General features: G+C 72.7%; 20 protein-coding genes. 14 read left to right on the top strand and 6 right to left on the bottom strand.

The window, feature by feature from the left end:
* Positions 1-27 precede the first annotated feature (27 nt).
* Together C8N24_RS29720 and C8N24_RS29715 are read left to right on the top strand one after the other, a co-directional pair.
* Positions 28-1,677: a sodium:solute symporter family protein gene (locus C8N24_RS29720; protein ID WP_121257092.1), complete on the top strand. Its 1,650-nt coding sequence runs from the start codon at positions 28-30 to the stop codon at positions 1,675-1,677.
* A gap of 9 nt (positions 1,678-1,686) precedes the next feature.
* Positions 1,687-2,004, top strand: coding sequence for a hypothetical protein (locus C8N24_RS29715; RefSeq protein ID WP_211340181.1), 318 nt, complete (start codon positions 1,687-1,689; stop codon positions 2,002-2,004).
* On the opposite strand, the gene galK is transcribed toward C8N24_RS29715, so the two are convergent.
* From galK to C8N24_RS29690, 5 genes are all read right to left on the bottom strand, one after another.
* Positions 1,933-2,931: a galactokinase gene (gene galK / locus C8N24_RS29710; RefSeq protein WP_121257090.1), complete on the bottom strand. Its 999-nt coding sequence runs from the start codon at positions 2,929-2,931 to the stop codon at positions 1,933-1,935. The genes C8N24_RS29715 and galK overlap by 72 nt on opposite strands.
* Entirely contained in the window at positions 2,924-3,667 is a 744-nt protein-coding gene (locus C8N24_RS29705; protein WP_121258126.1) for a DNA-methyltransferase, read from the bottom strand. Before C8N24_RS29705 ends, galK begins: the two co-directional genes overlap by 8 nt.
* Positions 3,668-3,723: 56 nt before the next feature.
* On the bottom strand, positions 3,724-4,332 hold the full coding sequence (locus C8N24_RS29700) for a LysE family translocator (protein WP_211340180.1): 609 nt from the start codon (positions 4,330-4,332) through the stop codon (positions 3,724-3,726).
* Positions 4,333-4,502: 170 nt separating this feature from the next.
* The gene (locus C8N24_RS29695) at positions 4,503-5,549 is read right to left on the bottom strand and encodes a class I SAM-dependent methyltransferase (RefSeq protein WP_121257088.1); all 1,047 of its coding nucleotides are present in this window, start codon (positions 5,547-5,549) and stop codon (positions 4,503-4,505) included.
* Positions 5,550-5,559: 10 nt separating this feature from the next.
* The gene (locus C8N24_RS29690) at positions 5,560-8,490 is read right to left on the bottom strand and encodes an AAA family ATPase (RefSeq protein ID WP_121257086.1); all 2,931 of its coding nucleotides are present in this window, start codon (positions 8,488-8,490) and stop codon (positions 5,560-5,562) included.
* 41 nt (positions 8,491-8,531) lie between these two features.
* Here C8N24_RS29690 and priA point away from each other — a divergent pair, with 41 nt between their 5' ends.
* The 3 genes from priA to C8N24_RS29675 are packed head-to-tail and all read left to right on the top strand — an operon-like array spanning position 8,532 to position 12,904.
* Entirely contained in the window at positions 8,532-10,679 is a 2,148-nt protein-coding gene (gene priA / locus C8N24_RS29685; protein ID WP_121257084.1) for a replication restart helicase PriA, read from the top strand.
* A 9-nt stretch (positions 10,680-10,688) separates the two neighbouring features.
* Positions 10,689-11,270, top strand: a complete 582-nt coding sequence (def, locus tag C8N24_RS29680) for a peptide deformylase (RefSeq protein WP_121257082.1) — start codon at positions 10,689-10,691, stop codon at positions 11,268-11,270.
* Complete coding sequence (locus C8N24_RS29675; protein WP_121257080.1) at positions 11,267-12,904, top strand: formyltransferase family protein; 1,638 nt, start codon at positions 11,267-11,269, stop codon at positions 12,902-12,904. The genes def and C8N24_RS29675 overlap by 4 nt, the downstream gene beginning before the upstream one ends.
* A 777-nt stretch (positions 12,905-13,681) precedes the next feature.
* On the opposite strand, the gene C8N24_RS34850 is transcribed toward C8N24_RS29675, so the two are convergent.
* Entirely contained in the window at positions 13,682-15,001 is a 1,320-nt protein-coding gene (locus C8N24_RS34850) for a hypothetical protein (protein WP_211340179.1), read from the bottom strand.
* Positions 15,002-15,309: 308 nt separating this feature from the next.
* Between C8N24_RS34850 and rsmB the strand changes: the two genes are divergently transcribed.
* The 9 genes from rsmB to C8N24_RS29625 all read left to right on the top strand — a co-directional run bounded on the left by rsmB (position 15,310) and on the right by C8N24_RS29625 (position 24,494).
* Positions 15,310-16,596: a 16S rRNA (cytosine(967)-C(5))-methyltransferase RsmB gene (rsmB, locus tag C8N24_RS29665; RefSeq protein WP_170179510.1), complete on the top strand. Its 1,287-nt coding sequence runs from the start codon at positions 15,310-15,312 to the stop codon at positions 16,594-16,596.
* A complete protein-coding gene (locus C8N24_RS29660; protein WP_121257076.1) occupies positions 16,593-16,814 on the top strand; it encodes a YfgJ family double zinc ribbon protein in 222 nt (73 codons plus the stop codon). The genes rsmB and C8N24_RS29660 overlap by 4 nt, the downstream gene beginning before the upstream one ends.
* On the top strand, positions 16,814-17,467 hold the full coding sequence (rpe, locus tag C8N24_RS29655) for a ribulose-phosphate 3-epimerase (protein WP_121257074.1): 654 nt from the start codon (positions 16,814-16,816) through the stop codon (positions 17,465-17,467). The genes C8N24_RS29660 and rpe overlap by 1 nt, the downstream gene beginning before the upstream one ends.
* Before the next feature lie 71 nt (positions 17,468-17,538).
* Positions 17,539-17,892, top strand: a complete 354-nt coding sequence (locus C8N24_RS29650; RefSeq protein WP_121257072.1) for a response regulator — start codon at positions 17,539-17,541, stop codon at positions 17,890-17,892.
* Positions 17,889-19,577 (top strand): sensor histidine kinase, encoded by a 1,689-nt coding sequence (locus C8N24_RS29645; RefSeq protein WP_121257070.1) that lies wholly within the window; start codon positions 17,889-17,891, stop codon positions 19,575-19,577. The genes C8N24_RS29650 and C8N24_RS29645 overlap by 4 nt, the downstream gene beginning before the upstream one ends.
* Positions 19,574-20,242 (top strand): response regulator transcription factor, encoded by a 669-nt coding sequence (locus tag C8N24_RS29640; protein WP_121257068.1) that lies wholly within the window; start codon positions 19,574-19,576, stop codon positions 20,240-20,242. Before C8N24_RS29645 ends, C8N24_RS29640 begins: the two co-directional genes overlap by 4 nt.
* A gap of 63 nt (positions 20,243-20,305) precedes the next feature.
* Positions 20,306-21,025, top strand: coding sequence for an ABC transporter ATP-binding protein (locus C8N24_RS29635; RefSeq protein WP_121257066.1), 720 nt, complete (start codon positions 20,306-20,308; stop codon positions 21,023-21,025).
* Between the two features lies 1 nt (position 21,026).
* Complete coding sequence (locus C8N24_RS29630) at positions 21,027-23,579, top strand: ABC transporter permease (RefSeq protein WP_121257064.1); 2,553 nt, start codon at positions 21,027-21,029, stop codon at positions 23,577-23,579.
* Between the two features lie 18 nt (positions 23,580-23,597).
* On the top strand, positions 23,598-24,494 hold the full coding sequence (locus C8N24_RS29625) for an ABC-2 transporter permease (RefSeq protein ID WP_121257062.1): 897 nt from the start codon (positions 23,598-23,600) through the stop codon (positions 24,492-24,494).
* Positions 24,495-24,526: the final 32 nt, after the last annotated feature.

Raw genomic sequence — 24,526 nt, 5'->3', positions numbered from 1 at the left:
GGACCCCCATGAGGGGGTCCCTTTCTCGTGAATGACGTCCGGCTCGACACCAACTTCGTCGACTACCTGATCGTCGCGAGCTACTTCGTCGTCGTCCTCGGCGTCGGGTTCGCAGCCAAGCGCTACATCAAGAGCAGCCTCGACTACTTCCTGTCGGGCCGCTCTCTTCCGGCCTGGATCACCGGGCTCGCGTTCATCTCCGCCAACCTCGGCGCGACCGAGGTGCTGGGCATGGCCGCCAACGGCGCCCAGTACGGCATCGCCACGGTCAACTACTACTGGATCGGCGCGATCCCGGCCATGGTGTTCCTCGGCCTGGTGATGATGCCGTTCTACTACGGCTCGAAGGTCCGCTCGGTCCCCGAGTACCTGCTGCTGCGCTTCAACAAGCAGTCGCACGTCTTCAACAGCGTCACGTTCGCGATCGCCACGATCCTGATCGCCGGCGTGAACCTGTTCGCGCTCGCGCTCGTGCTGAAGCTGCTGCTCGGCTGGCCGATCATCGTCGGCATCGTCGTGGCCGCGGTCATCGTCGCGGGCTACATCACGCTCGGCGGCCTGTCCTCGGCCATCTACAACGAGGTGCTGCAGTTCTTCGTCATCCTCGCGGCGCTGATCCCGATCACGGTGATCGGCCTGCACGCGGTCGGTGGCTGGGACGGCCTGAAGGAGAAGGTCCGTGCCGGTGACCTGGGCGAGGCCGGCCTGCACGCCCTTCAGGGCACCAACCCGGGCGACGTGACCAACCCGATCGGCGCGACGTGGATCGGCATCGTCTTCGGCCTCGGCTTCGTGCTCGCGTTCGGCTACTGGACCACCAACTTCGCGGAGGTCCAGCGCGCGCTGAGCGCCAAGGACCTGAGCGCCGCACAGCGCACGCCGCTGATCGGCGCGATCCCGAAGCTGTTCCTGCCGTTCGTGATGATCCTGCCGGGCATCATCGCCATCGTCGTCATCGAGGGCCTCGGCTCCGGTGATCCGAACATGGAGTACAACAACGCGATTCCACTGCTGATGAACCAGTATCTGCCGAACGGCATGCTGGGCATCGCGCTGACGGGTTTGATGGCGTCGTTCATGGCGGGTGTGGCCGCGAACGTGAGTGCGTTCAACACCGTCGTCACCACCGACCTGGTGGAGCCCTACATCAAGCCCAACATGCCGGACGAGTGGTACATCAACTTCGGCCGGTTCGCGACGATCGGCGGCATCGTGATCTCCATCGGCACCGCGCTGATCGCGTCGAGCTACGACAACCTGATGAACTACCTGCAGGCGCTGTTCTCGATCTTCAACGCGCCCCTGTTCGCCACGTTCATCATCGGCATGTTCTGGAAGCGGATGACGCCGGCGGCCGGCCTGTGGGGCCTGATCGCGGGCACGGTCACCGCCGCGACCCTGTTCATCGGTTACAAGGCGGGCTGGATCAACTTCGGCTCTGACCTGGATCAGTCGATGTGGGGCGCGGGTTCCGCCTTCGTCGTCGACGGCATCGTCACCGTGATCGTGACCTACATGACCAAGCCCAAGCCGATCGAGGAGTTGCAAGGGTTGGTGTACGGCATGGCCAACGAGGACGAGGCGCCCAAGCGCAAGCTCGCCTGGTGGGAGTCACCGAAATTGCTCGGGTTCGGCGTGCTCGCCGGCGCCACCGCTCTGACGATCGTGTTCTGGTAGGAGGTGGACATGGCTGACACGGACAACCGGGCCGAACGCGCTGCCAACCTGTTCGACCTGCGCCGCATCATCGGTGGCGTGTTCACCGCCTGGGGTGTGCTGCTGATCATCCTCGGGCTCTTTGACAGTGACGCCGAGATCGACAAGGCCGCAGGCGTGCACATCAACCTGTGGGCCGGCATCGGCATGCTCGTCTTCGGCCTGCTGATGCTGCTGTGGGCGTTCACCCGCCCGCTCGGGCAGGAGATCGCCAAGTCAGAGGAGGCGAGCGGCAGCGTGGGGAGCGACGACGAAGGCACCCGCCGGCCGGGCGACTCCGCCGGGTAGCAACGCCAGGACCGAACCGCCGAAGCCGCCGCCGACCATCCGGGCGCCGGCGGCTCCGGCGGCCTTCAGGCGCTCGACGGTCGCTTCCACCTCCGGCACGGATGCCTCGTAATCGTCGCGGAGGGAGGCGTGGGACTCGTCGAGCAGGCGGCCCACGGCCTCCAGGTCGCCGGCGTCGAGCGCCGACGCGGTCGCCTCCACACGGGCGTTCTCGCTCACCACGTGGCGGACGCGGCGCTCGAGCACGCCGTCGAGGTGGCCGAGCGTGGCGGCGCGCAGCGTGTCGATGCCGAGCGCCTCGCACGCCGCGCGGCACTCCTCGCGCCGCTGGTTGTAGCCGGAGGCGGCGATCGAGTGGGTGGCGCCCGAGTCGACGGTGACGAGCTGCCAGTCGCCGAGGTCGAGCGGGTGCGGCTCGACCTCGACGCTGCGGAAGTCGATCCGCAGGACGTGGTCCGCGCGGGAGCACAGCGACGCGAGCTGGTCGAGCAGCCCGGTCTCGGCACCGACCCAGTCGTTCTCGACCCTCGAGCACAGCCGCGCGAGCGCCTTCAGGTCCTCGGGGACGCGGCCGAGCAGCGCGAGCGCGAGCGCCGCTTCGAGCGCGGCGGAGGACGACAGGCCAGAGCCCTGCGGCACGTCGCCCGTGATCGTCAGGTGCGCGGGCGCGACGTCGAAGCCGGCGGCACGCAGCTCGGCGACCATCCCGCGCGGGAACGCCTTCCAGCCGTCGGCGCGCTCGGGCTCGTCGAACTCGTCGCGCTCCCCGAGGTCGAGCGCGTCGACCGTGAACCGGCGCGCCGGCTCCGCCGTGACCGTGACCCCGCGCTCGATCGCGAACGGCATCGCGAGCCCGTCGTTGTAGTCGGTGTGCTCGCCGATCAGGTTCACCCGGCCCGGCCCGAACGCCACGACCCGATCAGCCAAGGCGCTCTCGCATGACCCGAACGGCTTCCGGGCTCTCGTCGATCAGCAGGTAGCGGCGGCCGAGCTTCTTCGCGACCGCGCCGAGCGTGCCCGACCCGGCGAACGGGTCCAGGCAGAGGTCGTCGGGCCGCGAGCTCGCCTGCACGAAGCGGCGCAGCAGGCCCTCCGGCTTCTGCGTCGGGTACCCGGTCTTCTCGCGCCCGGTGGGGGAGACGATCGTGTGCCAGATCACCGACACCGGCAGCTTCCCCCGCGCCACCTTCTCGGGGGTGACGAGGCCCGGCGCCATGTAGGGCTCACGGTCCACGCCCTCGCTGTCGAAGAAGTACTCACGCGGGTCCTTCACGTAGACGAGGATCGTGTCGTGCTTCTGCGGCCAGCGGTTCTTGGCCTTCGCCCCGTAGTCGTACGCCCAGATCAGCTCGTTGAGGAAGCAGGCGCGGCCGAAGAGCTCGTCAAGGAAGACCTTGACGTAATGAGCCTCGCGGTAATCGATGTGCAGGTAGAGCGTGCCGGTCGGGTGCAGGACCCGCCAGATCTCCTCCAGACGCGGACCGAGAAACCCGAGGTAATCGTCAAAGGAATCCTTGAAGGACGACTCGGCCAGCAGCTTCGACGAGTAGCGGCGTCCCCCGAACCCGGTGCGGTCGCCGGGCGCCTCGCCGGCGGGCGTGGTCGCGAACGAGCGCCGCAGCTGGGCCTTGCCCGTGTTGAACGGCGGGTCGGCGTAGACCATCTGCGCCACGCCGTCCGGCAGCTCCCGCAGATGTGTGAGGTTGTCGCCTTCGAGGATCAGCGCCGGCCGCCCGTGAGAGCCGCGGCGGCGCCGAGGGCGAGGTACACCGCGCCCGTGATCCGGTTCCCGTGGCGGAAGCCGTTGAGCTTGCGCGCCGCCGAGGATGCCGCGAGCGCGTACCCGCAGTCCATGACGAACCCGAGCGCCCCGAGCACGGCCCCGAGCACGAGGACCTGCGTCCACACCGGCCCCGCCTGCGGGTCCACGAACTGCGGCAGGAAGGCGAGGAAGAACAACGTCACCTTCGGGTTCAGCAGCTGGACGACGATCGCTTGGCGGTACGCGCTGCCACGCGGCGCCGCCGCTTCGGCGTGCGCCCCGTGGCTGCGGAGCGCCTTGATGCCCAGGTACACGAGGTAGGCGGCGCCGGCGTAGCGGATCACGTCGTAGGCGACGTCCGAGGAGGCGATCAGGGCGCTCAGCCCGGCGGCGGCCGCGAGCACGTTGATCCCGGTGCCGGTGAGCAGCCCGAGGGCGGACGCGAAACCCGCCGAGCGACCCTCGCTCATCGACCGCGTGGCGATGTAGATCATGTTCGGGCCCGGGATCGCGATCAGCGCGAGCGCGGCCAGGGCGAACAGGGCGAGCGTGGACGCGGACGGCACGCCCCGAGCCTACAGCCCACCGCAGTCAGAGCACGTGCGCGGCGCGCGGATCTCCAGCCTCGGGTGCTGGGGCAGCGAGCGCGGGTCGATGCGGCCTCCCGCGGACCTCGTACGAGCGCCGGACGCCGTCGCGGGTCGTGCAGCCCTCCTGGTCCGGTGGCGGGCACGGCTCAGCGGCGCACCTCGAACACGAGGTTGAACGGCGTCTCGGCCACGCGCCGGAAGCGGGTGAACCCGGCCGCACCGGCCACGTCGCGCAGGCGTGCCTCGCCCGCCTGGGCGCCGAGCGCGAGCCCGACCTCCTGCGAGAGCGACGCGGGCGTGCACACGAGGGTCGACACCGCGTAGTACACGCGGCCGACCGCGTTCAGGTTCTCCTCGACGGTGTCACCCGCGTAGGGCTCGACGAGCAGCCACGTGCCGTCCGGGGCGAGCGCGTCGAGGATGTGGCGCGCGGCCGAGACCGGGTCGCCCATGTCGTGCAGGCAGTCGAAGGTGGTCACGAGGTCGTAGTCGGCGCCCGGGAAGTCCTGTGCCGTCGCCACCGCGAAGCTCGCCTTCCCGGCGGCCTGCTCGTTCGCGGCCCGGATCGAGGCGTCGTGGTAGTCGAAGCCGATGAAGCCGGACGCCGGGTACGCGTCGGCCATGATCGTCGTGCTGGCGCCGTGGCCGCAGCCGACGTCGGCGACGCGGGCGCCCGCGCGCAGCTTCTCCTCGACGCCGTCGAGCGCCGGGATCCAGCTCTGGACGAGGTTGTGCCGGTAGCCGGGGCGAAAGAAGCGCTCGCAGCCCTCGAACAGGTCGTGCCCGTGCTGGTGCCAGCCGACGCCGGCGCCGCTCTTGAACGCCTCGGCGATCTTCGGCTGGTCCTGGACCGCGGCGACCATCAGCTGGAACGCGCCCTGCAGGAAGACGGGGCTGTCCTCGTCGGCGAGCGCCACCGCGTGCTCGGCGGGGAGCGTGTAGCGGCCGTCCTCGTAGGTGACGTATCCGCCCGCGGCCTGCGCGTTGAGCCACTCGCGCACGTAGCGCTCGCTGGTCTGGGTGCGGTCGGCCAGCTCGCGCGGCGTGAGGGCGCCCGCGCCCGCCATCGCCTTGTAGAGGCCGAGCCGGTCGCCGATCACGACGAGCGCGGCGTTGAGCGTCGCCCCGAGCTCGCCGACGGCCTGGAAGACGAAGGCCTGCACCTTGGCTTCGTCGATCGTCTGTGTCGTCATGGCCGCGACGCTAAGCCGCGGCGGGTGGCGTTCGCATCGGGAGGTCCTCCCGATCGAGGGCCGCGGCCAGCGCGGGCCGGGAGTCGATCGCGAGCTTGCGGTAGACGGACTGCAGATGGTGGTCGACCGTCTTAGGGGAGAGGAACAGCTTCCCGGCCGCTTCCCGGATGGTGTGCCCCTCGGCGAGGACGAGCGCGACCTGCAGCTCGCGCGGGGTGAGCGCGTCGAGCGTGAGCGGGTCGCGGCGACGCGCGGTCTCGCCGCTGGCCCGCAGCTCGCGGCGGGCCCGTTCCGCCCAGGGCACGGCACCGAGCGCGTCGAAGCCGGCGATCGCGGCGCGCAGCGGCTCGCGGGCATCGGCGCGACGGCGCTCACGACGCAGCGCCTCGCCCTGGGCGAGGAGGGTGCGGGCCGTCTCGAAGCGGTCGGGGGTGCGGGCGTGCTGGTCGAGCGCGGTCGCGTAGTCGCCGCGGGCGCGCGCGAGGCGGGCGAGCGCCCACGGCTGGCCCTTCGCGCGGGCGGCCCGGGCGAAGGCGGCCAGGCGCGGCTCGGCCTGGGCCTTGCGGTCCAGCCAGGTGAGCGCCTCGGCCAGGTCGGGCGCGGGGGAGACGTCGGGGTCGGCGATCCCGCGGGCCTCGAGCAGGCGCTCCTTGGCGGTGAGGTGCTGCACGGCCTGCTCGAGGTTGCCGTGCCCGAGCTCGAGGTCGGCGAGCGCGTCCAGCGCCCACAGCTGGAAGAACGCGAGGCCGAGCCGCTCGGTCAACTCCAGCGCTTCGGCCGCGTGCTCGCGGCACGCGTCGTCGCGGCCCTGGCGTGCCTCCACGCAGGCCAGGCCGGAAAGGCCGGCGGCGACCGACATCGCCTGCCCGGTCTCCCGCGCGAGCCGGATCGCCTCCTCGTAGAGCGCGACCGCGACGTGCGGCCGGTCCGACGTCGCCGCTTCCCGGCCCGCGAGGCAGAGCGGGAACGGCAGCGCCCCGACCGCGCCTTGCGCCCGCGCGATGGCGATCGCCCGGCTCATCAGCTCCCGCCCGCGCTCGGCCTCCCGCAGCCACAGCGCGCCGGTCGCCGCCGAGGCGAGCAGCGTCGGGTCACCCGCGAGCTCCGGCGCGGCGTCCAGGTGGTCGGTGGCGTCGCGCAGCCACGGCGCGCCGGTGTCGTCGCCCGTGTAGATGAGCGCCATCCCGAGCGCGAGCATCGCCCGCACCCGCGCCCGCTCGGACGTGTGCGGCGTCAACGCGGTCCAGGCCCGGCGGGCCGCCGCGAGCATCAGCCGCGGCTCGGCGGCGTACCCCGCGGCCTCCGCCGCCTCGGCCAGCATCTCCGCGGCGTGGACCGTGCCGGTGTACCTGGCGGTCCTCGTCGCGCCGGCGGGCGTCTCGGTGCCGGCGTGCCCGGACGCTTCGGCGACCTGCGCCCCGTCGGCCGCCTCGAGCAGCACGTCGTGCGCGGCCCGCGCGTTCCCGCTGCGCAGCGCCGCGTGTCCGCGCAGCCGGTCGATCTCGACGTTCAGCGCGGGGTCGAGCGACAGCTCCCGCGCCTCGGCGAGCCGCTCGTCCGCGCGGTCGGCGTGTCCGGCGAGCCACGCGGCCTCGGCCGCCTCGAACAACCGCCGGGCACGCGCGGCCGTGTCCGTCGTGAGCCGCGCGGCCCGCTCGAGCGAGCTCGCCGCGGCGGTGTACGCGCCCCGGTCCCGCGCCCGCAGCCCGGCCTGCTCGAGCGCCGCGGCGGCCTCCGCGTCCGGCCCGAGCGCGGCCGCGGCCCGATGCCACGCCCGCCGGTCCGCATCCGGCTCGACCTCGGCCAGGACCCGGTGCGCGGCCCGCCGCTCGTCGGGCGTCGCGCCCCGGTACGCCGCCGCCCGCGCCAGCGGATGGCAGAACGACAGCCGGTCGACCGCGAGCACGACGAGCCCGGCCGCCTCGGCCGCCGCGAGAGCCCCGAGCGCGTCGGCCGGGGCCGCGTCCGCGCCGCCTGCGTCCGCGCCGCCTGCGTCCGCGCCGCCTGCGCCCGCGCCCGTCGCCGCGCCGCCTCTGTCGCTGCCGGCGGCCGCGCCGCCTGCGTCCGCGCCGCCCGCGCCTGCGCCCGTCGCGCCGCCTCTCTCGCTGCCGGCGGCCAGCGCGGCCGCTCGGGCCAGCACGGCGAGGTGGCCCGCTTCATCCGCCGCGGCCAGGGCGAGCAGGCGACGGGTCGCGTCCGGCAGCGCCGTGATCCGCGCGGCGAAGGTCAGTTCCAGCGTCGTCTGGACGGGCACGCCCGGCTCCAGTGGCAGCGTGGCCGCGGCGCTCGCCAGCTCGACGAGCGCGAGCGGGTTGCCGAGGGTGGCGTCGAACGCGCGGTCGGTGGCGCCGGGCGGAAGCGGGCCGCCCGCCTGGCGTTCGAGCAGCGCGGCGGCGCCGGCGCGGTCCAGGCCGGAGAGGGGCAGCTCGGGCAGGCCCAGCTCGTGGCCGTCGCGGCTCGCGATCAGCAGCGCGAGCGCGTCGGCGAGCAGGCGGCGGGCGGCGAACAGGATCGCGGCGAGCGAGGACTGGTCCAGCCAGTGGGCGTCGTCGATCACGATCAGCACCGGCGCGTCCTCGGCGCAGCCGGTGAGCAGGGTGAGCGTGGCCGCGCCGACCAGGAAGCGGTCGCCGGCCGCGCCCGCCGCGAGCCCGAGCGCGGCGCGCAACGCGGTCGCCTGCGGTGGCGGCAGCTCGTCCACCCGGTGCAGGACCGGCCGCAGCAGCGAGAAGAGACCCGCGAAGGGGATCTCGGACTCGCTCTCGACGCCGCCGGCGCGCAGGACGGTCATGCCCGTCGCGTGGGCGACCGCGTAGTCGAGCAGGGCGGTCTTGCCGATGCCCGGCTCGCCCGTGATCGCGAGCACCTCGCTCGTTCCCAGCCGCGCCGCGGCGAGGAGCCGATCGACGTGCGCCAGCTCCTCCGCGCGGCCGATCACCATGGCGCGATCCTACGGTCCGCCGCCCCTGCCACGCTAGGTCCGTGATCGCCCGGGTCGAGCCCCTCACCACCACGCGCCGCCTGTCCGGGCCGTTCGACTACGCGGCCGACGGCCTGGCGCTCCAGCCGGGGTCGATCGTGCGCATCCCGTTCGGACATCAGCAGCTCGACGGCGTGGTGGTCTCCCTGGCCGAGACGACGGACGTCCCGGCCGAGAAGCTCGTCGCGCCCACGTCCACGCGCGAGGACACGGTCCCGCCGGACCTGGTCGACCTGGCGCTGTGGATGGCCGAGGAGTACTGCTCGACGCCGGCCCGTGCGCTGGCGATCGTCACGCCGCCGCCCGGCAAGGCCAAGACGTTCTTCTACGCGGAGCCGACGGGCGAGACCGGCAAGCTCACCGACAAGCAGCGGGAGCTGATGGAGCGGCTGCCCGGCCCGGCCGGCAAGGACCTGGCCGCCTTACGCCGCCTGGAGGCGCGCGGCCTGGTGACCATCGGCGAGCGCACGGAGCGCCGGACGCCGCGCACCAACGTCACCGAGGACAGGACGCACGACCTCACGGCCGCCCAGCAGCAGGCGCTCGACGCGATCGACGCCGGTGGCTCGCACCTGCTGCACGGGGTCACCGGCTCGGGCAAGACCGAGGTGTACCTGCGCGCGGCGCAGGCGGCGCTCGCGCGGGGGGAGGGCGTGATCGTGCTGGTGCCGGAGATCGCGCTCACGCCGCAGACCGTCGCGCGCTTCCAGGCGCGCTTCGGGGACACGGTCGCGCTGCTGCACTCCGCGCTGTCCGAGGGCGAGCGCTACGACGAGTGGCGGCGCCTGCGCACCGGGGAGGCGCGGATCGCGGTCGGTCCGCGGTCGGCCGTGTTCGCGCCGATCGAGAACCTCGGGCTGATCGTGGTCGACGAGGAGCACGACGCGTCCTACAAGCAGGACGGAGACCCCCGCTACGACGCGCGCCACGTCGCCGCGTTCCGCGCGTACCAGTCGGGCGCGCGGCTCGTCGCCGGCTCCGCGACGCCGCGCCCGGAGACCGTGCACACGATGCACAGCCTGCGCCTGCCCGCGCGCGTGGAGACCGGCGCGCCGCGCAAGCCGCTGGTGTTCGCGGACGAGCCGGGCGCGCCGGGCGTGATCGTCGGCGGCGCGCGCTCGGCCCCCGCGATCAGCGCCCGCCGCCCCGATGGCCTGCCGCCCGTCCGCATCCTCGACATGCGCGAGGCCCAGCACGCGCTGCACCCCGAGACGCGCCGAGCGATCCTCGCCTCCCGCAAGTCGATCGTGCTCCTGAACCGGCGCGGCTGGTCGAACTTCCTCTCGTGCAAGACGTGCGGCAAGGCGTGGGAGTGCCCGCGCTGCGACGTCGCGCTCGTGCTGCATCGCGCCCAGCACGAGATCGCCTGCCATCACTGCGGGCACAAGGAGCCGGTCCCCAAGCGCTGCGACGCGTGCGGGTCGCTGGCGGTCGCCCGGCACGGGGCCGGTACCGAGCGGGTCGAGCACGAGCTGCGTCAGATGCTCGACGTGCCGATCTTCCGCCTGGACGCCGACACGACTCAGGCCAAGGACGCGGTGCCGGAGCTACTCGCGCGCTTCCACGCCGCGCCGGCCGGGCTGCTGCTCGGGACGCAGATGGTCGCCAAGGGCCACGACTTCCCGGACGTGACGCTGGGCGTCGTGCTCGACGCGGACTCGACGCTGCGGTTCCCCGACTTCCGCGCGGAGGAGCGCACGTTCGCGTTGATCGCGCAGCTCGCCGGTCGCGCCGGGCGCGGGCCCAAGGGCGGGCGCGTGCTCGTCCAGACGCGCAGCCCCGACGCGCCGTCGATCCTCGCCGCCGCCAACCACGACAGCGACGGCTTCCTGCGCGAGGAGCTCGCGCGCCGGCGCGCGCACGACTATCCGCCGTTCGCGGACCTGATCCGGGTGGTGACGAGCGCCACCGCTCCGGAGCCGGCGCGCGCCGCGGCGGTCGCGATCGCCGAGCAGGTCAAGGTGCCCGAGACGGAGCTGCTCGGCCCGGCGCCGCTGTTCCGCCTGCGCGACCGCGATCGGTACCAGCTCGTCCTCAAGACCCATCAGCGGGGTGCGGCGATCCACGCGGTCGGGGTCGCGGTCGAGGAGGCCGCGCGCACCAAGGCGTTCAAGGAGGTCAACTTCTCCGTGGACGTCGACCCGGTCTAAGATCGACCTGTGGCCGATGAAGCGCACGGACAGGTCGTAGAGCCCGGCGATCAGCTCGATCCCGAGACGCGCGCCCGCCGCGAGGCCGCGCTCAAGTTCGTCCGCAAGTACGGCGACCCGGTGCTGCGTACCCGCGCGCTGGAGATCACCCGCTTCGACGAGGAGTTGCGCGAGGAGGTCCGCCGCATGGGCCGCCTGATGCACGACTCCTACGGGATCGGGCTGGCCGCTACCCAGGTGGGCCGGGTGCACCGGCTGCTCGTCTACCGCACCGAGCTCGAGGGCTCGATCGCCGCGCTCGTCAACCCCGTGCTGGAGTGGGCGAGCAAGGACAAGGAGACGTCCGAGGAGGGCTGCCTGTCGCTGCCGGGCGTCGGCGTGGACGTGGAGCGGCCCGTCCACGTGCGCGTATCCGCCCTGGACGAGTACGGCAAGCCGATCCTCGTCGAGGCCTCGGGGCTCGAGGCCCGCGTCATCCAGCACGAGATGGACCACCTGGACGGCGTCCTCATCCTGGACCGCACGTCGCGTGACCAGCGCAAGCAGGCCATGCGCACCCTCCGCGAAAAGCTCGAAGCCACGGCCGCTTGAGAAACGTCTACCTCGGCACCTCGGAGTTCGCGGCCGTCGTGCTGCGCGCGCTCGCCGACAGCGCGCATCGGCCGCAGCTCGTCGTCACCCGGCCGGACGCCAAGCAGGGCCGCGGTCAGAAGCTCGCGCCGCCGCCGGTCGCGGTGCTCGCGGCCGAGCTCGGCATCCCGTTCATCCAGCCGGAGGAGCTGCACTCGGAGGAGACGCTGGGCGCGATCGCCGCCGCGTCGCCCGAGGTGCTGACCACGTGCGCGTACGGCGTGTTGATCAAGGAGCCGCTGCTCAGCGACTACGAGATGATCAACGTGCATCCGTCGCTGCTGCCGCGCTGGCGGGGCGCGGCGCCGATCGAGCGCTCGATCATGGCGGGGGACGCGGAGACGGGCGTGGCGATCATGCGCGTGACCGCGGGCTGGGACTCCGGGCCCGTCTACGCGCTCGGCCGCGAGCCGATCCGCGCGGACGACGACTACGGCACGCTGGTCCCGCGCCTGGAGGAGCTGGGCGCGCGGTTGCTCGTGCAGGTGCTCGACGAGCGGCCCACGCCGGTCGAGCAAGACGAGGCCGGCGTCACCTACGCGAACAAGATCGGTCCGCGCGAGCGCGCGCTGGACCCGACCCAGACGCCTGCCGAGGTCGAGCGCACGATCCGCGCGCTGCGCCCGCACATCGGGTCGCGGCTCAAGCTGCCCGATGGCACCTTCCTCGGCGTGATCGACGCGCGCGTGGACGGCCCGACCCGCGCGCCCGCCGGCGGCCTCGTGCGCACCGACGGCCTGCGGCTGCTGCTCGACTGCCACGGCGGTGCCCTGGAGATCACGGAGGTGCGGCCGCCCGGCGGCAAGGTCATGCCCGCTGCCGACTGGCTGCGCGGCCAGCGCGACGAGAAGCTCACGAACTTCCGCTTCGACCCCGCCTTGCCCGACCGCCCGCTGGACGAGGTCCTCGTCACCGCCAAGCGCGAGTGGCGCGACCCCGAGGACGAGTGGCAGCCGCACGTCTGCGCCCTCGCCGCCCGCGGCGACGCCGACACGCTCACCGCCATGACCGTCCTGGCCGGCGACGAGGACCCCGAGCTGCGCGAGCTCGCCGCCTACGTGCTCGGCCAGCTCGGCACCACGACGCCTGCCCTGCCCGCCGAGCAGGAGTCCGCCCTGCGCGACATGGCCGCGCGCGAGTCCAACCCGCACGTCCTCAGCGCGATCATCTGCGCCTTCGGCCACCTCGGCGGGACCGCCGGCCACGACTGGCTGCTGGCCCAACGCGCCCACGCGGACGCCTACGTCCGCGAGGCCGTCGCCTTCGCCCTGGGCGGCCGCCGCGGCGAGGACACGCTCGCGGCCCTGATCGACCTTTCCGCCGACGAGGACCCGAAGGTCCGCGACTGGGCAACCTTCGCCCTCGGCACCCTCGCCGAAGCCGACAACCCCGCCCTGCGTGACGCGCTGGCCGCGCGCCTCGACGACCCCGACGAGGACACCCGCATGGAAGCCGTCCACGGCCTCGCCCTGCGCGGCGACGAACGCGCCGAAGCGCCGGCCCGCGACCTCCTCGCCGGACGAGAGTCCTTGGACGACAGCGTGTGGCGCCGGCACCTGTTGGACGAGACCGCCTCGCACCTCGACGGGGACTGAGCCCAGCTCGGGCGGCGCGCGGCGCGCGGCGTGGCGGTCAGCTCGGGTGGCGCTCTTGGGTGCGGTGCGTGGTTCGGGAGCACACCGTCGGGCGTCGCGTCGAGCAACTCGGTCGCTTCGCGGGCGAGCCGCTTGACCCGCCGCGGCCGGCGCGCTCTTGTGCGGGTGAGCGGCTGCGCCGGATTGCGCCCGGGCGCGGGCCGCGCGCTGGTCCCGTGTTCCGGGTTTGCCACGTGAGCGTTCAGTTGGTCGGCCCTGGGACGACTAACCCATCGCTCGCGTGGCAGGTGCTGCTCGAGTGTTCACTTTTGCACCTGTGCGGTGGGAGAGTGATCGCTCGGGGCGGTTGAGCCCGCGAGCGCGGGTGGGCCCCGCGCGGGGGCTCGCCGGCCCCAGCCGGCTTGATCAGCTCAGAGCGCGCCGGCGTGCGGCGGGTCAAGCGGCTCGCCGCGAAGCGCGAGTTGCTTGACGCGACGCCCGACGGTGTGCTCCCCGGACGCGGCAGGACGAGCCGATGCGTCGTGCGCTGAGCGCCACGCGTTGGCGCGGCGGGGCGTTGGCGCGGCGGGGTGTTGGCGCGGCGGGGTGTTGGCGCGGCGGGGCGTTGGCGCGGCGGGGCGATGGCGCGGCGGGGCGAGGGCGCGCGCGGAACGAGGGCGCGGCGGGACAATGGCGCGGCTCGCGCGGCGGGGGCCGGGGCCGGGCGCATGGAAGGCGCGCGTTAAACGCCGCGGGCGCCCCGGAGGGCGCCCGCGACAAGCTCGATGCGTTTGGCGGTTACCAGGCCGGCGTCGCCGCCGGGTCCTCGGCCGGGGTCGCCACCGCCGGCTGCTCGGCCTGGGCGGGCGCCGGGGTCTCGGCCGGGGCCGGGGCAGGCGCCGGGGCCTCGACCGGAGCCGGGGCCGGGGCAGGGGCCTCGGCGACCGCGGCCGGAGCCGGTGCCGGAGCCTCGGCCGGGGCCGGAGCGGGCTCCTGGACCTGCGGCGCGGGCTCGGGGGCCGGCGGCGCCTCGGTCTCGGGGGCCTCTTCCGGAGCCGGCGCCGGGGCGGGAGCCTCGGGCGCGGGGGTCGCTTCGGCGGGCGGGGTCTCGGCTTCGGGCTGGCCCGGGGCGTCGGTGCCGGGGTCCGGCGTCGTGACGGGCGGCTCGTCGACCGGGGCGGGCGCGGGCGTGTCGTCCTCGACCGGGGTCTGCTCGACGGGCGGGTCGACCGGGGTCGGGTCCGCGTCGACGGGGTCGCCGGCCGGCGGGGTGCTCGGAACGGGCAGGCCGTCCGGGTAGCCGTCGCCGTTGCGGTCGTCCATCGAGTCCGGGTTGCCGTCGCCGTCGGAGTCCTGGTTCAGCGGGTCGCTGCCGTTGGCCTCTTCGACCGCGTTGGAGATGCCGTCGCCGTCGGAGTCGTCGTCGCCGTCGATCTTGCCGTCGCCGTTGGTGTCGGCGGCCGGCGTGCCGGAGGCGATCCGGACCAGCGTGTCCGCGGTCAGGTTCTTCTCGGCGACGATCGTCTTCGCGTCCGCCTGGGCGGGGTTGCTGCCGACCGCGCGCTCCTTGTCGTTCTGGAGGCCGTCGCCGTCGTCGTCGTCGAGGTCCGGCGTGGCGAAGCCCTTGTCGCGCAGCGTCGGATCGACCGAGCCCTCGCCCGTCTCGGACGTGCTCGTGTTGCCGGCGCGGGCGTCAGAGCCGCGCGGACCGGCCGAGCGCTCGCTCGAGCCCGTCTCGGTGGCGCCGCCGCTGTCCGCGATCAGCACGTTGAGGCCTGCACCGCCGGTGCCGCCGGCGCCGCCGCCACCCACACCCGCCACGCTGAGCGTGTTGAGCGGGGTCGCGCCGTTGGTGCTGCCGGTCTGGCCCGTGCCGGTCTTCGACCGGTTGGCGGCGTCCGGGCGCTTCTCCTTCGGCACGGCAGCCATCGTCAGTGGCTGCGCCGTGGCGTCCTTCTCGAGCCCGGACGGCCAGTCCTTCCAGCCGACGAGCGGCGCGGCGAGCGCGCCGAGACCCAGCGTCCCGGCGACCAGACCGGTCGCGATCGTGCCCGCGAGACGCAGGTCGCTCATCGCGGAAGGCCGCGGCGTGAAGTTCTTGGTGTCAGTGTCCGACATGCTGTTCATCCCCTTCTGCGGGGATGTGTCGGCAAGTTGTACGCGGACCATTAGCCCTATCGGAAGAAATTAAGAATCTGGCGGGGCAATTGGACGAACGTACGAGCATCGAGAAAAAGGGCTGGAAACAGCCGAGTTCCAAACTTGAGGATCAGACCGGAAATTGGACCTCTGTATGAGGCGACGTCGCGCAACCGTGCGCAGCGCTCAGCCAATCAGAACCCAGGCCTCGCGTAAAGAGTCGCAGGACCAACATGGACGAACCATCGAGTCCTGACCCCATCGCGGGGGTCATTCCCGCCCGTGCCGTGGCCTATGCCGTCATTCGACGCGTGTTCGAGGGCGGCGCCTGGGCCGACCGCGCGCTGCACGGCGAAGCCCGCCGTCTGCGGCTGGACGCGCGCGATCTCGGCCTCGCCACGCAGCTCAGCTACGGGACCGTGCAACGGGTCGCGACGCTCGACCACGTGATCGAGCAGCTCGCCGGCCGCGTCCCGGCCAAGCTCGACAAGCCGGTGCTGGCCGCGCTTCGCCTTGGTGTCTTTCAGCTGACCTTCCTGGACCGCGTCCCCGCGCACGCGGCGGTGGGGGAGTCGGTCGAGCTCGCCAAGCGGGACGCGCCGCGCGGCGCCGGCCTGGTCAACGCCGTGCTCCGCCGCGCAAGCCGCGAAGCCCGTCCGCTGATCGCCAGGCTCAAGGACGACACGCCTCAGCACGCCGCGCTCGCCCACTCGCACCCGGAGTGGATCGCGCAGCTGTGGTTCGACGCCCTGGGCCCGGAGGACGCCCGCGCCCTGATGGCCGCCGACAACACGTCCGCCGAAGCGGTCCTGCGCGCGAACACGCTCAAGACCACGGCCGTCGAGCTACTGGAGCGGCTGCAGGTCGACGCCCGGGTCGAGCAGGACGCGCTGATCCTCGACCAGCCCTTCGACGCGTTCTCGGCCCCGGAGTGGGAGCAGGGCCTGCTGATGCCGCAGTCTCGCGCCGCGATGGCCGTCGGCCGCCTCCTGGACCCGCAGCCCGGCGAGCGCGTGCTCGACCTGTGCGCCGCGCCCGGCGGCAAGACCACCCACCTGGCCGCCCTCATGCGCAATGAGGGCCAGGTCGTCGCCGTCGAGAAGCACGTCGGTCGCGCGGGCGCGCTCACGCGTACGGCCGCGCGCATGGGGGCGACCATCGTCGAGGTGCAGAACCGCGACGCGACCGAGCCCGCCGACGGCACGTTCGACCGCGTCCTCGTCGACCCGCCCTGCAGTGACCTCGGCACGCTGGCCTCGCGTCCGGACGCCCGCTGGCGCAAGGCCGGCCGGCCGGAGGCGCTGGCCGGCTTGCAGCAGCAGATCCTGCAGGCCGGAGCGAACGCACTCAGGCCCGGCGGTACCCTCGTGTACTCGACGTGCACGATCTCGCCCGGTGAGAACGAGCAAGTGGTGAGCGCCTTCCTGGCCGGTCATCCAGACTTCACCGTCGATGACCTAGGAACTGAGCTCCCGCTCTGGAAGCATCCGACCATGCCGCAGCACCTGCAGACGCTCCCGCACAGAGACCGGACGGACGGTTTCTTCATCGCGCGGCTGAGGCGAGCCTCTTGAGCGAGACCGAGACGGGCGCGATCTGCCCCGCCTGCCACGAGCCGTGGCTGCGCGCGACCAACCTGCCCGGGCGCTACCGCTGCGTCAACTGCCTGCACCGGTTCGAACTTCGCAGCGTGTGCCCAAACTGCGGCGAGCACTCGACGATCGTGCGGATGTCGAACACGGCCCTGTATATGTGCGGGCACTGTCAATCCTCGATGCTCGCGCCTATCTGATGCTCAAGGGAATCGCCCCATCCATCCTCGCCGCCGACTTCGCCCGTCTGGGCGAGCAGGTCGACGCCGTGCTCGCCGCCGGTGCGCGGGTCATCCACGTCGACGTGATGGACGGCCACTTCGTCCCGCCGCTCACGATGGGCGACCTCGTCGTCAAGGCGATCGCCGACCAGGTGCACGAGGCCAACGCCCAGATCGACGTGCACCTGATGGTCGAGCGCCCCGAGCAGCACGTGAAGGCGTTCGCGAAGGCGGGGGCGGACTCGATCACCGTCCACGTCGAGGCCACGCCGCATCTGCACTACGCGTTGCAGGCGATCAAGGCCGAGGGGTGCCTGACGGGCGTCGCGCTCAACCCGGGCACGCCCGTGGAGGCGATCAGCGCGGTCGAGGCCGACATGGTCCTCTGCATGACCGTCAACCCCGGCTGGGGCGGCCAGGCCTTCCTGGAGCCGTCGATCGCCAAGCTGGGCCGCATCCGCGAGCTGGTCGGCGAGACCAAGCCGATCGAGGTGGACGGCGGCATCGGGGCGGAGACCGCCGCCCGCTGCGCCGCGGCCGGAGCCACCGTGTTCGTCGCCGGAACCGCCGTCTTCGGGGCCCAGAACCCCCAAGAAGCGGTCAAATCGATCTCGGCCGCGGTCGGCCGGTAGACAGACGCCGTTCACGAGTTGTACGGCCAGCCGTATGTGAAGGGGTCCGCGGGGTGACGAGAATCGATCCTGTGGACTGCACCGTCCTAATCGTCGACGACCATCCGTCCTTCCGGGCGAGCGCACGCGTGCTCCTGGAATCGGAGGGGTTCAACGTCATCGGCGAGGCCGTGGACGGCGCCAGCGCGGTCTCAGAGACCGTGCGGCTCAAGCCTCAGCTCGTTCTCCTGGACGTGCAGCTCCCCGACATCGACGGGTTCGATGTCGCGGCTCGCATCACGGGCCACCCGGACTCTCCCGCGGTGATCCTCGTGTCGAGCCGAGACTCCTCGGACTTCGGACCTCTCGTGTCGCGCTCCGGCGCGCGCGGGTTCGTCCCGAAGGCCGAGCTGTCGGGTGAGCGCGTCCAGGAGCTGCTCGTTTGAACGCCCTCACCCGCGCGCTGGCGATGCTGGCGCTCGCCGCCCTCCTGGTAGGGCTGCTGGCCGCCGCCGTGATCGCCGGGTCCGACCACGTCGACGACACCGCCTTCGCGATCGCCTTCATGGTCGGCGTCGGCTACGCCTGGATCGCGACCGGCCTGTTCGCCTGGTCCCGCCGGCCCGCCAACAAGGTGGGCGCGCTGATGGCGGCCACGGGCTTCGCCTGGCTGCTGAACGCGTTCGTGGCCGCGAACTCCGCGGTGATCTTCACGTTCGCCGTCCTCGCCTCGAACCTCTACCTGGCGACGTTCGCGCACCTCCTGCTCGCCTACCCGGGCGGCACGCTGAGCCGGCGGGACCGCCGGATCGCGACCGTCGTCTACGCGCTGTGCGCCCTCGGCGCGCTGCCGATCCTGTTGTCCGGGCTCGAGGTCACGTGCGACCGCTGCCCCGAGAGCGTCATTCAGATCACCGACAGCACCACGGTCGGCACGGTCGGCGACATCCTCACCTCGATCGCCGCCGTCGTCCTCGCGGGCGCCGTGATCTGGGTCCTCACCGCCCGCTGGCGCGCCGCGAGCGGCCCGCAGCGCCGCGTCCTCGCGCCGCTGCTGTGGTCCGGCATCGTGCTGATCGCGCTCGTGGCGGTGACGCTGACGTCGCAGACCGTCTCCGGCGACCAGGTGCCGGGCATCCTGCCGGTCGCCTGGCAGGTCGTCTTCGCCGCCGTCCCGTTCGCGTTCCTCGGCGGGCTGCTGCGCGGCCAGATCGCCCAGGCCGACGCGGTCGGCGAGCTGCTTCAGCGCCTCGGCGAGGCCTCCACCGGCGATCTGCGTGGTCTGCTCGCGGACGCGCTCGGCGACCCGTCGCTGCAGCTCCTGTACTGGGTGGAGGAGGGCTGGGTGCGCCGTGACGGCCGCAGCGCCGACCGGCCCAACCACGCCTACACGCCCGTCGAGCTCAACGGCGAGCTGGTCGGCGCGATCATCCACGACGCGAGCCTCGAGCCCGAAGCGGTCGGGCACGTCGCCGCCGCCGCGGGCCTCGCCATGCGCGGTGAGCGCCTGGAGGCGGCGCTGCGCCGCTCACGGGCGCGGATCGTCGAGGCCGGCCTGCAGGAGCGCCGCCGGCTCGAGCGCAACCTGCACGACGGCGCGCAGCAGCGTCTCGTGGCGTTGTCGCTCAGCCTCCGGATCGCCCAGAACCAGATCGCCAAGAACCCGGAAGCGGCCGCGCAGATGGTCGGCGCCGCCCAGGAGGAGCTGACCCGCGCGCTCGAAGAGCTGCGCGAGCTCGCCCGCGGCATCCACCCCGCGGTGCTCTCCGACCGTGGGCTGCAGGCCGCCGTGGAAGCGCTCGCGGTGCGGTCCCCGCTGCCGGTCAAGGTCGTCGAGGTGCCGGGCGAGCGCCTGCCCGAGCCGGTCGAGGCCGCCGCCTACTTCGTGATCGCCGAGGCGCTCACGAACGTGGCGAAATACGCGCACGCGTCCAACGCGACGGTGGCCGTCCGCCGCACGAACGGGCATGCTTGCGTGGAAGTGCGCGACGACGGTGTCGGCGGTGCCGATCCGGGACGAGGTTCCGGATTGCAGGGGCTTGCCGATAGGGTCGGGGCGTTGGATGGTTCACTGGCGCTCGACTCACCACCCGGGTCGGGCACTACTCTCCGAGCTGAGATCCCCGTATGAGCACAGAAGAAACTCCCTTGAAGGTCGTCGTCGCCGAAGATTCCGTGCTCCTGCGGGAGGGCCTCGTGCGCTTGCTCGAGGACTCCGGCTTCGAGGTCGCGGGCCAGGCCGGTGACGGCGAGGACCTGATCCGCAAGGTCGGCGCCCACAAGCCCGACGTGGCCGTGATCGACGTGCGGATGCCGCCGTCGCACACCGACGAGGGCCTGCGCGCCGCGCGCAAGATCCGCGCGGACCACCCCGGCACGGGCGTGCTGGTGCTCAGCCAGTACGTCGAGGAGGCCTACGCGCTCGACCTGCTGTCGGAGTCGACGGAGTCCACGGGCTACCTGCTCAAGGACCGCGTCGCCGACGTGGACACGTTCACGGACGCCGTGCGCCGCGTCGCCGGCGGCGGCTCCGCGCTGGACCCGGAGGTCGTAGCCCTGCTGCTCGGCCGCCGCCGGCGCGAGGACCCGCTCGAGGGCCTGACGGCACGCGAGCGCGAGGTGCTCGGGCTGATGGCCGAGGGCCGGTCCAACGCGGCCATCGCCGAGGCGCTGGTCGTGACCGAGCGCGCGGTCGAGAAGCACGTGACGTCGATCTTCTCCAAGCTCGACCTGACGCCGACGGTCGAGGATCACCGCCGCGTGCTCGCGGTCCTGGCGTACCTGCGCTCTAGCTAGCCCTACCCCCGGTAACGAGCCAGCCGCACGATCACGGGGCGGTTGGTTCACGATCCTGCCGGTATGAACATCGTTTCGACGGCGGACCTGCGCCGCACCTACGGCGAAGGCGAGACCGCCGTGCACGCGCTCGCTGGGGTGACGCTGTCGTTCCCTGCCGCGCAGTTCACCGCCATCATGGGCCCGTCCGGGTCCGGTAAATCGACCCTGATGCACCTGCTCGCCGGGCTCGACAAACCCACGTCGGGCTCGGTGGTGGTCGACGGCCAGGAGCTGGCGGGGCTGGGCGACTCCGGGCTGACCGCGCTGCGCCGCGACCGCCTCGGCTTCGTCTTCCAGGCCTTCAACCTCGTGCCGGTCCTCACCGCCGAGGAGAACATCAAGCTGCCGCTGACGCTCGCCGGCCGCCAGGTCGACCAGGCGTGGTTCGACACGCTGGTCGACACCGTCGGCCTGCGCGACCGGCTCTCGCACCGCCCGTCGGAGCTGTCCGGCGGCCAGCAGCAGCGCGTCGCCGTGGCGCGCGCGCTCGTGCACCGCCCGGCCGTGCTGTTCGCCGACGAGCCGACCGGCAACCTGGACTCGCAGTCGTCCGAGGAAGTGCTGAACCTGCTCCGCCAGGCCGTCGACGAGTTCGACCAGACCGTGATCATGGTCACCCACGAGGCCGCGGCCGCCGCGGTCGCCGACCGGATCGTGATCCTGCGGGACGGCGTCGTCGTCCACGATGGCGAAGGCACCGACGCCGAGGGCGTGCTCGACCTGATGAAGGCGGTGGGCTGACGTGACCAAGGTCGCGCTGCGCGGCCTGCTCACGCGCAAGCTGCGCTCGGTGCTGACGGGGTTCGCCGTCGTCATCGGCGTGGCCTTCGTCGTCGGCACGCTGGTGTTCACGGACACCATCGACGAGTCGTTCAAGAACCTGTTCGAGCGCACCCAGCAGGGCGTCGACGTGGCGGTCGAGGCCAAGCAGGCGGTCAAGTCGGACTTCTCGGTCCCGCCGACGATGCCGTCCTCGGCGCTCGACGAGGTCAAGTCCGTGCCGGGCGTCGCGGTCGCCGAGGGCAGCGTCACCTCCGACGGCACGCTGCTCGACAAGGAGGGGGAGGTCATCACCTCCAACGGGCCGCCGACGCTGATCATCTCCGCGTCGGAGGAGAAGGTCTTCCAGTCCCTCGAGTACCCGGAGGGCAAGGCGCCGGCGACCGCCGACGAGGTCGCGCTCGACCGCGGCACGGCGAAGAAGTACGGCTTCAAGGTCGGTGACAAGGCGACCGTCTCCGGGCGCGCGCCCAAGAAGACCTACACGGTCTCCGGCATCGCCACGCTCGACGGCAACGACAACCTCGGCGGCTCGCGCATGGTCGTGATGACGCTGCCCGAGGCGCAGCGGGCCACCGGCCACGACGGCTACGACTCGATCTCGGTCTCGACCGGTGGGGAAGACCCGGACACGGTCAAGCAGGCGATCGCGACCAAGCTCGGCGGCGACTTCCTCGTCCGCACGGGCAAGGAGGCGGCCGAGCAGCAGGCGCAGGACCTGTCGGACGCGCTCGGCTTCCTGCGGATCGCGCTGCTGATCTTCGCCGGCGTCGCGCTGCTCGTCGGCGGGTTCCTGATCTTCAACACGTTCACGGTGACGGTCGCGCAGCGCACGAAGGAGTTCGCGCTGCTGCGCGTGCTCGGCGCCTCCCGCGGCCAGGTGCTGCGATCGGTGCTGATCGAGACGTTCGCCGTCGGCCTGGTCGCGTCGATCATCGGCGTGCTGGCGGGCCTGGTGGTCGCGCCCGCGCTCGCCGCGCTGCTGCGCGCCGGCGGCATCGACCTCGGGTCCACCGGCATCGTCGTCTCGCCCGCGACCGTGATCATCGGCCTCGTCATCGGCATGGTCGCGACGATGATCTCGGGCTTCGTGCCGGCCCTCCGCGCCACACGGGTGGAGCCGGTCACGGCCATGCGCGACGCGGTCACGCCTGGCCTCAAGCACATGGGCACGATCCGGCTCGTCGGCTCCGGCATCCTCGCCGGCGTCGGCCTGCTCGTGCTCTTCTACGGGCTGTTCGGCGGGATCGACTCGGGCGGCACGGCCGCATCCCTGGTCGGCCTGGGTGCGGTGCTGATGATGTTCGCCTTCGCGTTCCTGGCACCGCTGCTGGTGCGCCCGCTCGCCCGGGTGCTCGGCGCGCCGATGGTGCGCCTGCAGGGCCTGACGGGGGTCCTCGCGCGCGAGAACGCGATCCGCCAACCGCAGCGCACGGCGGTCACCGCCGCCGCGCTGATGGTCGGCCTCGCGCTCGTGGTGCTCGTCGCCGTGTTCGCGGCCGGGCTGAACGCGTCGATCACCAAGACGATCGACGACCAGGTCAAGGCCGCGCTCGTCGTCCAGAACCAGGACGGGTTCAGCCCGATCCCGGCGGACGTCGTGTCCACCGTGGCCAAGGTGCCCGGGGTGACCGACGTGGCGTCGATGCGGTTCGCGGTCGGCCTGGCCAAGGGCGACAGCGGCACGACCGCGGTCAACGGCATCGACCCCGCGCAGTTCAACTCGGTGATCACGCTCAAGTGGGCGGACGGGAGCGCCGACCGGATCAGCGCGTTGACCGACGCGCAGACGATCGTCGAGGCCGACTGGGCCAAGAGCCGCGACCTCGCCGTCGGCAGCACGGTGCAGTTCACGACGCCGGTCGGCAAGCAGGTCGACTACGAGATCACGGGCACGTTCGAGAGCCAGGCGGGCCTGACCGCCGACGTCCTGCTCGCCAACAGCGCCCTCGAGCGCGACTGGAACGCGAAGGACATCGCCTACGCGATGGTCGCCGCCGGCGCGGACGCCGACGACGATCAGCTCGCGACGGCGGCCAACAAGGCGCTGTCGGGCTTCCCGCAGACCGAGGCGCTCACGCGCGACGAGTTCAAGGACAACGCCGCGGGGCAGATCAACCAGCTGCTGGGGCTCGTCTACGGCCTGCTGCTGCTGTCGGTGATCGTGGCGTTGCTGGGCATCGTCAACACGCTCGCGCTGTCCGTGCACGAGCGCCTGCGGGAGCTCGGGATGCTGCGCGCGGTCGGCATGAGCCGGCGCCAGGTGCGCCGGATGGTCCGCGCGGAGTCGGTGATCACGGCCGGCATCGGCGCGATCCTCGGCATCGTGCTCGGGGTCGTGTTCGCGCTGATCATCTCGCGTCCACTGGCCGAGCAGGGCTTCGTGTTCACGCTGCCGATCGGCACGTTGCTCCTGTTCTTCGTGCTCGCGGCGCTCGCGGGCGTGGTCGCGGCGATCCCGCCGGCGCGGCGCGCGTCGAAGGTCGACGTCCTGCGGGCGGTGACGACGGAGTGAGGCGGGTAGGGATGGCGGGTGCCTCGGCCCGCCATCCCGGTCCTCGCCGGCCTGTTCATCGGCGTCCTGTTCACGCTGGCGAACGTCTGGGCGTTGCACGACCCCGAGCCGCACGGCGTGCCCGTCGGCAACTTCGAGGCCGGTCCGGGATACACGACCGTCCGGGTCGACGACGCCGAGCAGGCGGTCCGCTCGCGCGAGGTCTTCGCGGCCCGCGGCGCGGACGGTCGCCTGTACTTCGCGGGCGCGAACGGCCAGACGGTCAACCGCGAGCTCGTCCGCGGCCAGGCGGTGACCGACGTCGTCCCGCTGGCGGACGGCGACCCGCACGGGCTGTCCATGCCGCAGCTCGTGCTCGGGACGCTGCTCGGCGGGTTCGTGGCCGGCGTGCTGATGGCGCAGCTGGCGCTCGGCGATCCGCTGTGGCAGCGGTGGCTCGCGTACGGCGCGTTCGCGGTCGGCCTCGGCCTGCTGATCGCGATCGTCGTCAGCGTCCTCGACGTCCTCCCGCCCGGCAGCTGCTGGCTCGCCTGGGTGTGGTGCGGCGCGACCGCGATGACGATCTCGGTCGCGGTCGGCGCCCTGGCGCGCGCGGTCGGGCAGGTCGGCATCCCGCTGGCGATGCTGGCCTTCCTGATCCTTGGCAACCCGTCCTCGGGCGCGCAGGCGCCGGCGGAGTACCTGCCGTGGCTGTTCCGCACGGTCGGTCCGTACCTGCCGCCCAACGCGCTGGCGAGCGGCCTGACCGGGACGACGTACTTCGACGCGTCAGTGCTGCGTCCTGTGCTCGTGCTCGGCACCTGGTTCGGCCTCGCCGCGCTCACGCTCAGCCTGCTCGACCGCATGCGCGGGTCCCGCCGCGCACTGGCCTACGACGCCGCCTCCGCCGCCGACGAGCGCGAAGACCGAACTTAAACGTCCTGGACGTTTAAGGTTCACGACCGGCT

This window comes from Solirubrobacter pauli, from assembly GCF_003633755.1.
Classification (GTDB): Bacteria; Actinomycetota; Thermoleophilia; order Solirubrobacterales; family Solirubrobacteraceae; genus Solirubrobacter; species Solirubrobacter pauli.
The sequence above is the reverse complement of the archived record's forward strand: the minus strand, read 5'-3'. Positions and strand labels throughout refer to the sequence as shown.

Bases quoted from the DNA above. Each gene is read 5' to 3' on its own strand.
- C8N24_RS29715 (WP_211340181.1), top strand. From the start codon at position 1,687: ATGGCTGACACGGACAACCGGGCCGAACGCGCTGCCAACCTGTTCGAC.
- C8N24_RS29705 (WP_121258126.1), bottom strand. From the start codon at position 3,667: ATGGTCTACGCCGACCCGCCGTTCAACACGGGCAAGGCCCAGCTGCGG.
- C8N24_RS29695 (WP_121257088.1), bottom strand. From the start codon at position 5,549: ATGACGACACAGACGATCGACGAAGCCAAGGTGCAGGCCTTCGTCTTC.
- C8N24_RS29690 (WP_121257086.1), bottom strand. From the start codon at position 8,490: ATGGTGATCGGCCGCGCGGAGGAGCTGGCGCACGTCGATCGGCTCCTC.
- C8N24_RS34850 (WP_211340179.1), bottom strand. From the start codon at position 15,001: ATGTCGGACACTGACACCAAGAACTTCACGCCGCGGCCTTCCGCGATG.
- rpe (WP_121257074.1), top strand. From the start codon at position 16,814: ATGCTCAAGGGAATCGCCCCATCCATCCTCGCCGCCGACTTCGCCCGT.
- C8N24_RS29640 (WP_121257068.1), top strand. From the start codon at position 19,574: ATGAGCACAGAAGAAACTCCCTTGAAGGTCGTCGTCGCCGAAGATTCC.
- C8N24_RS29635 (WP_121257066.1), top strand. From the start codon at position 20,306: ATGAACATCGTTTCGACGGCGGACCTGCGCCGCACCTACGGCGAAGGC.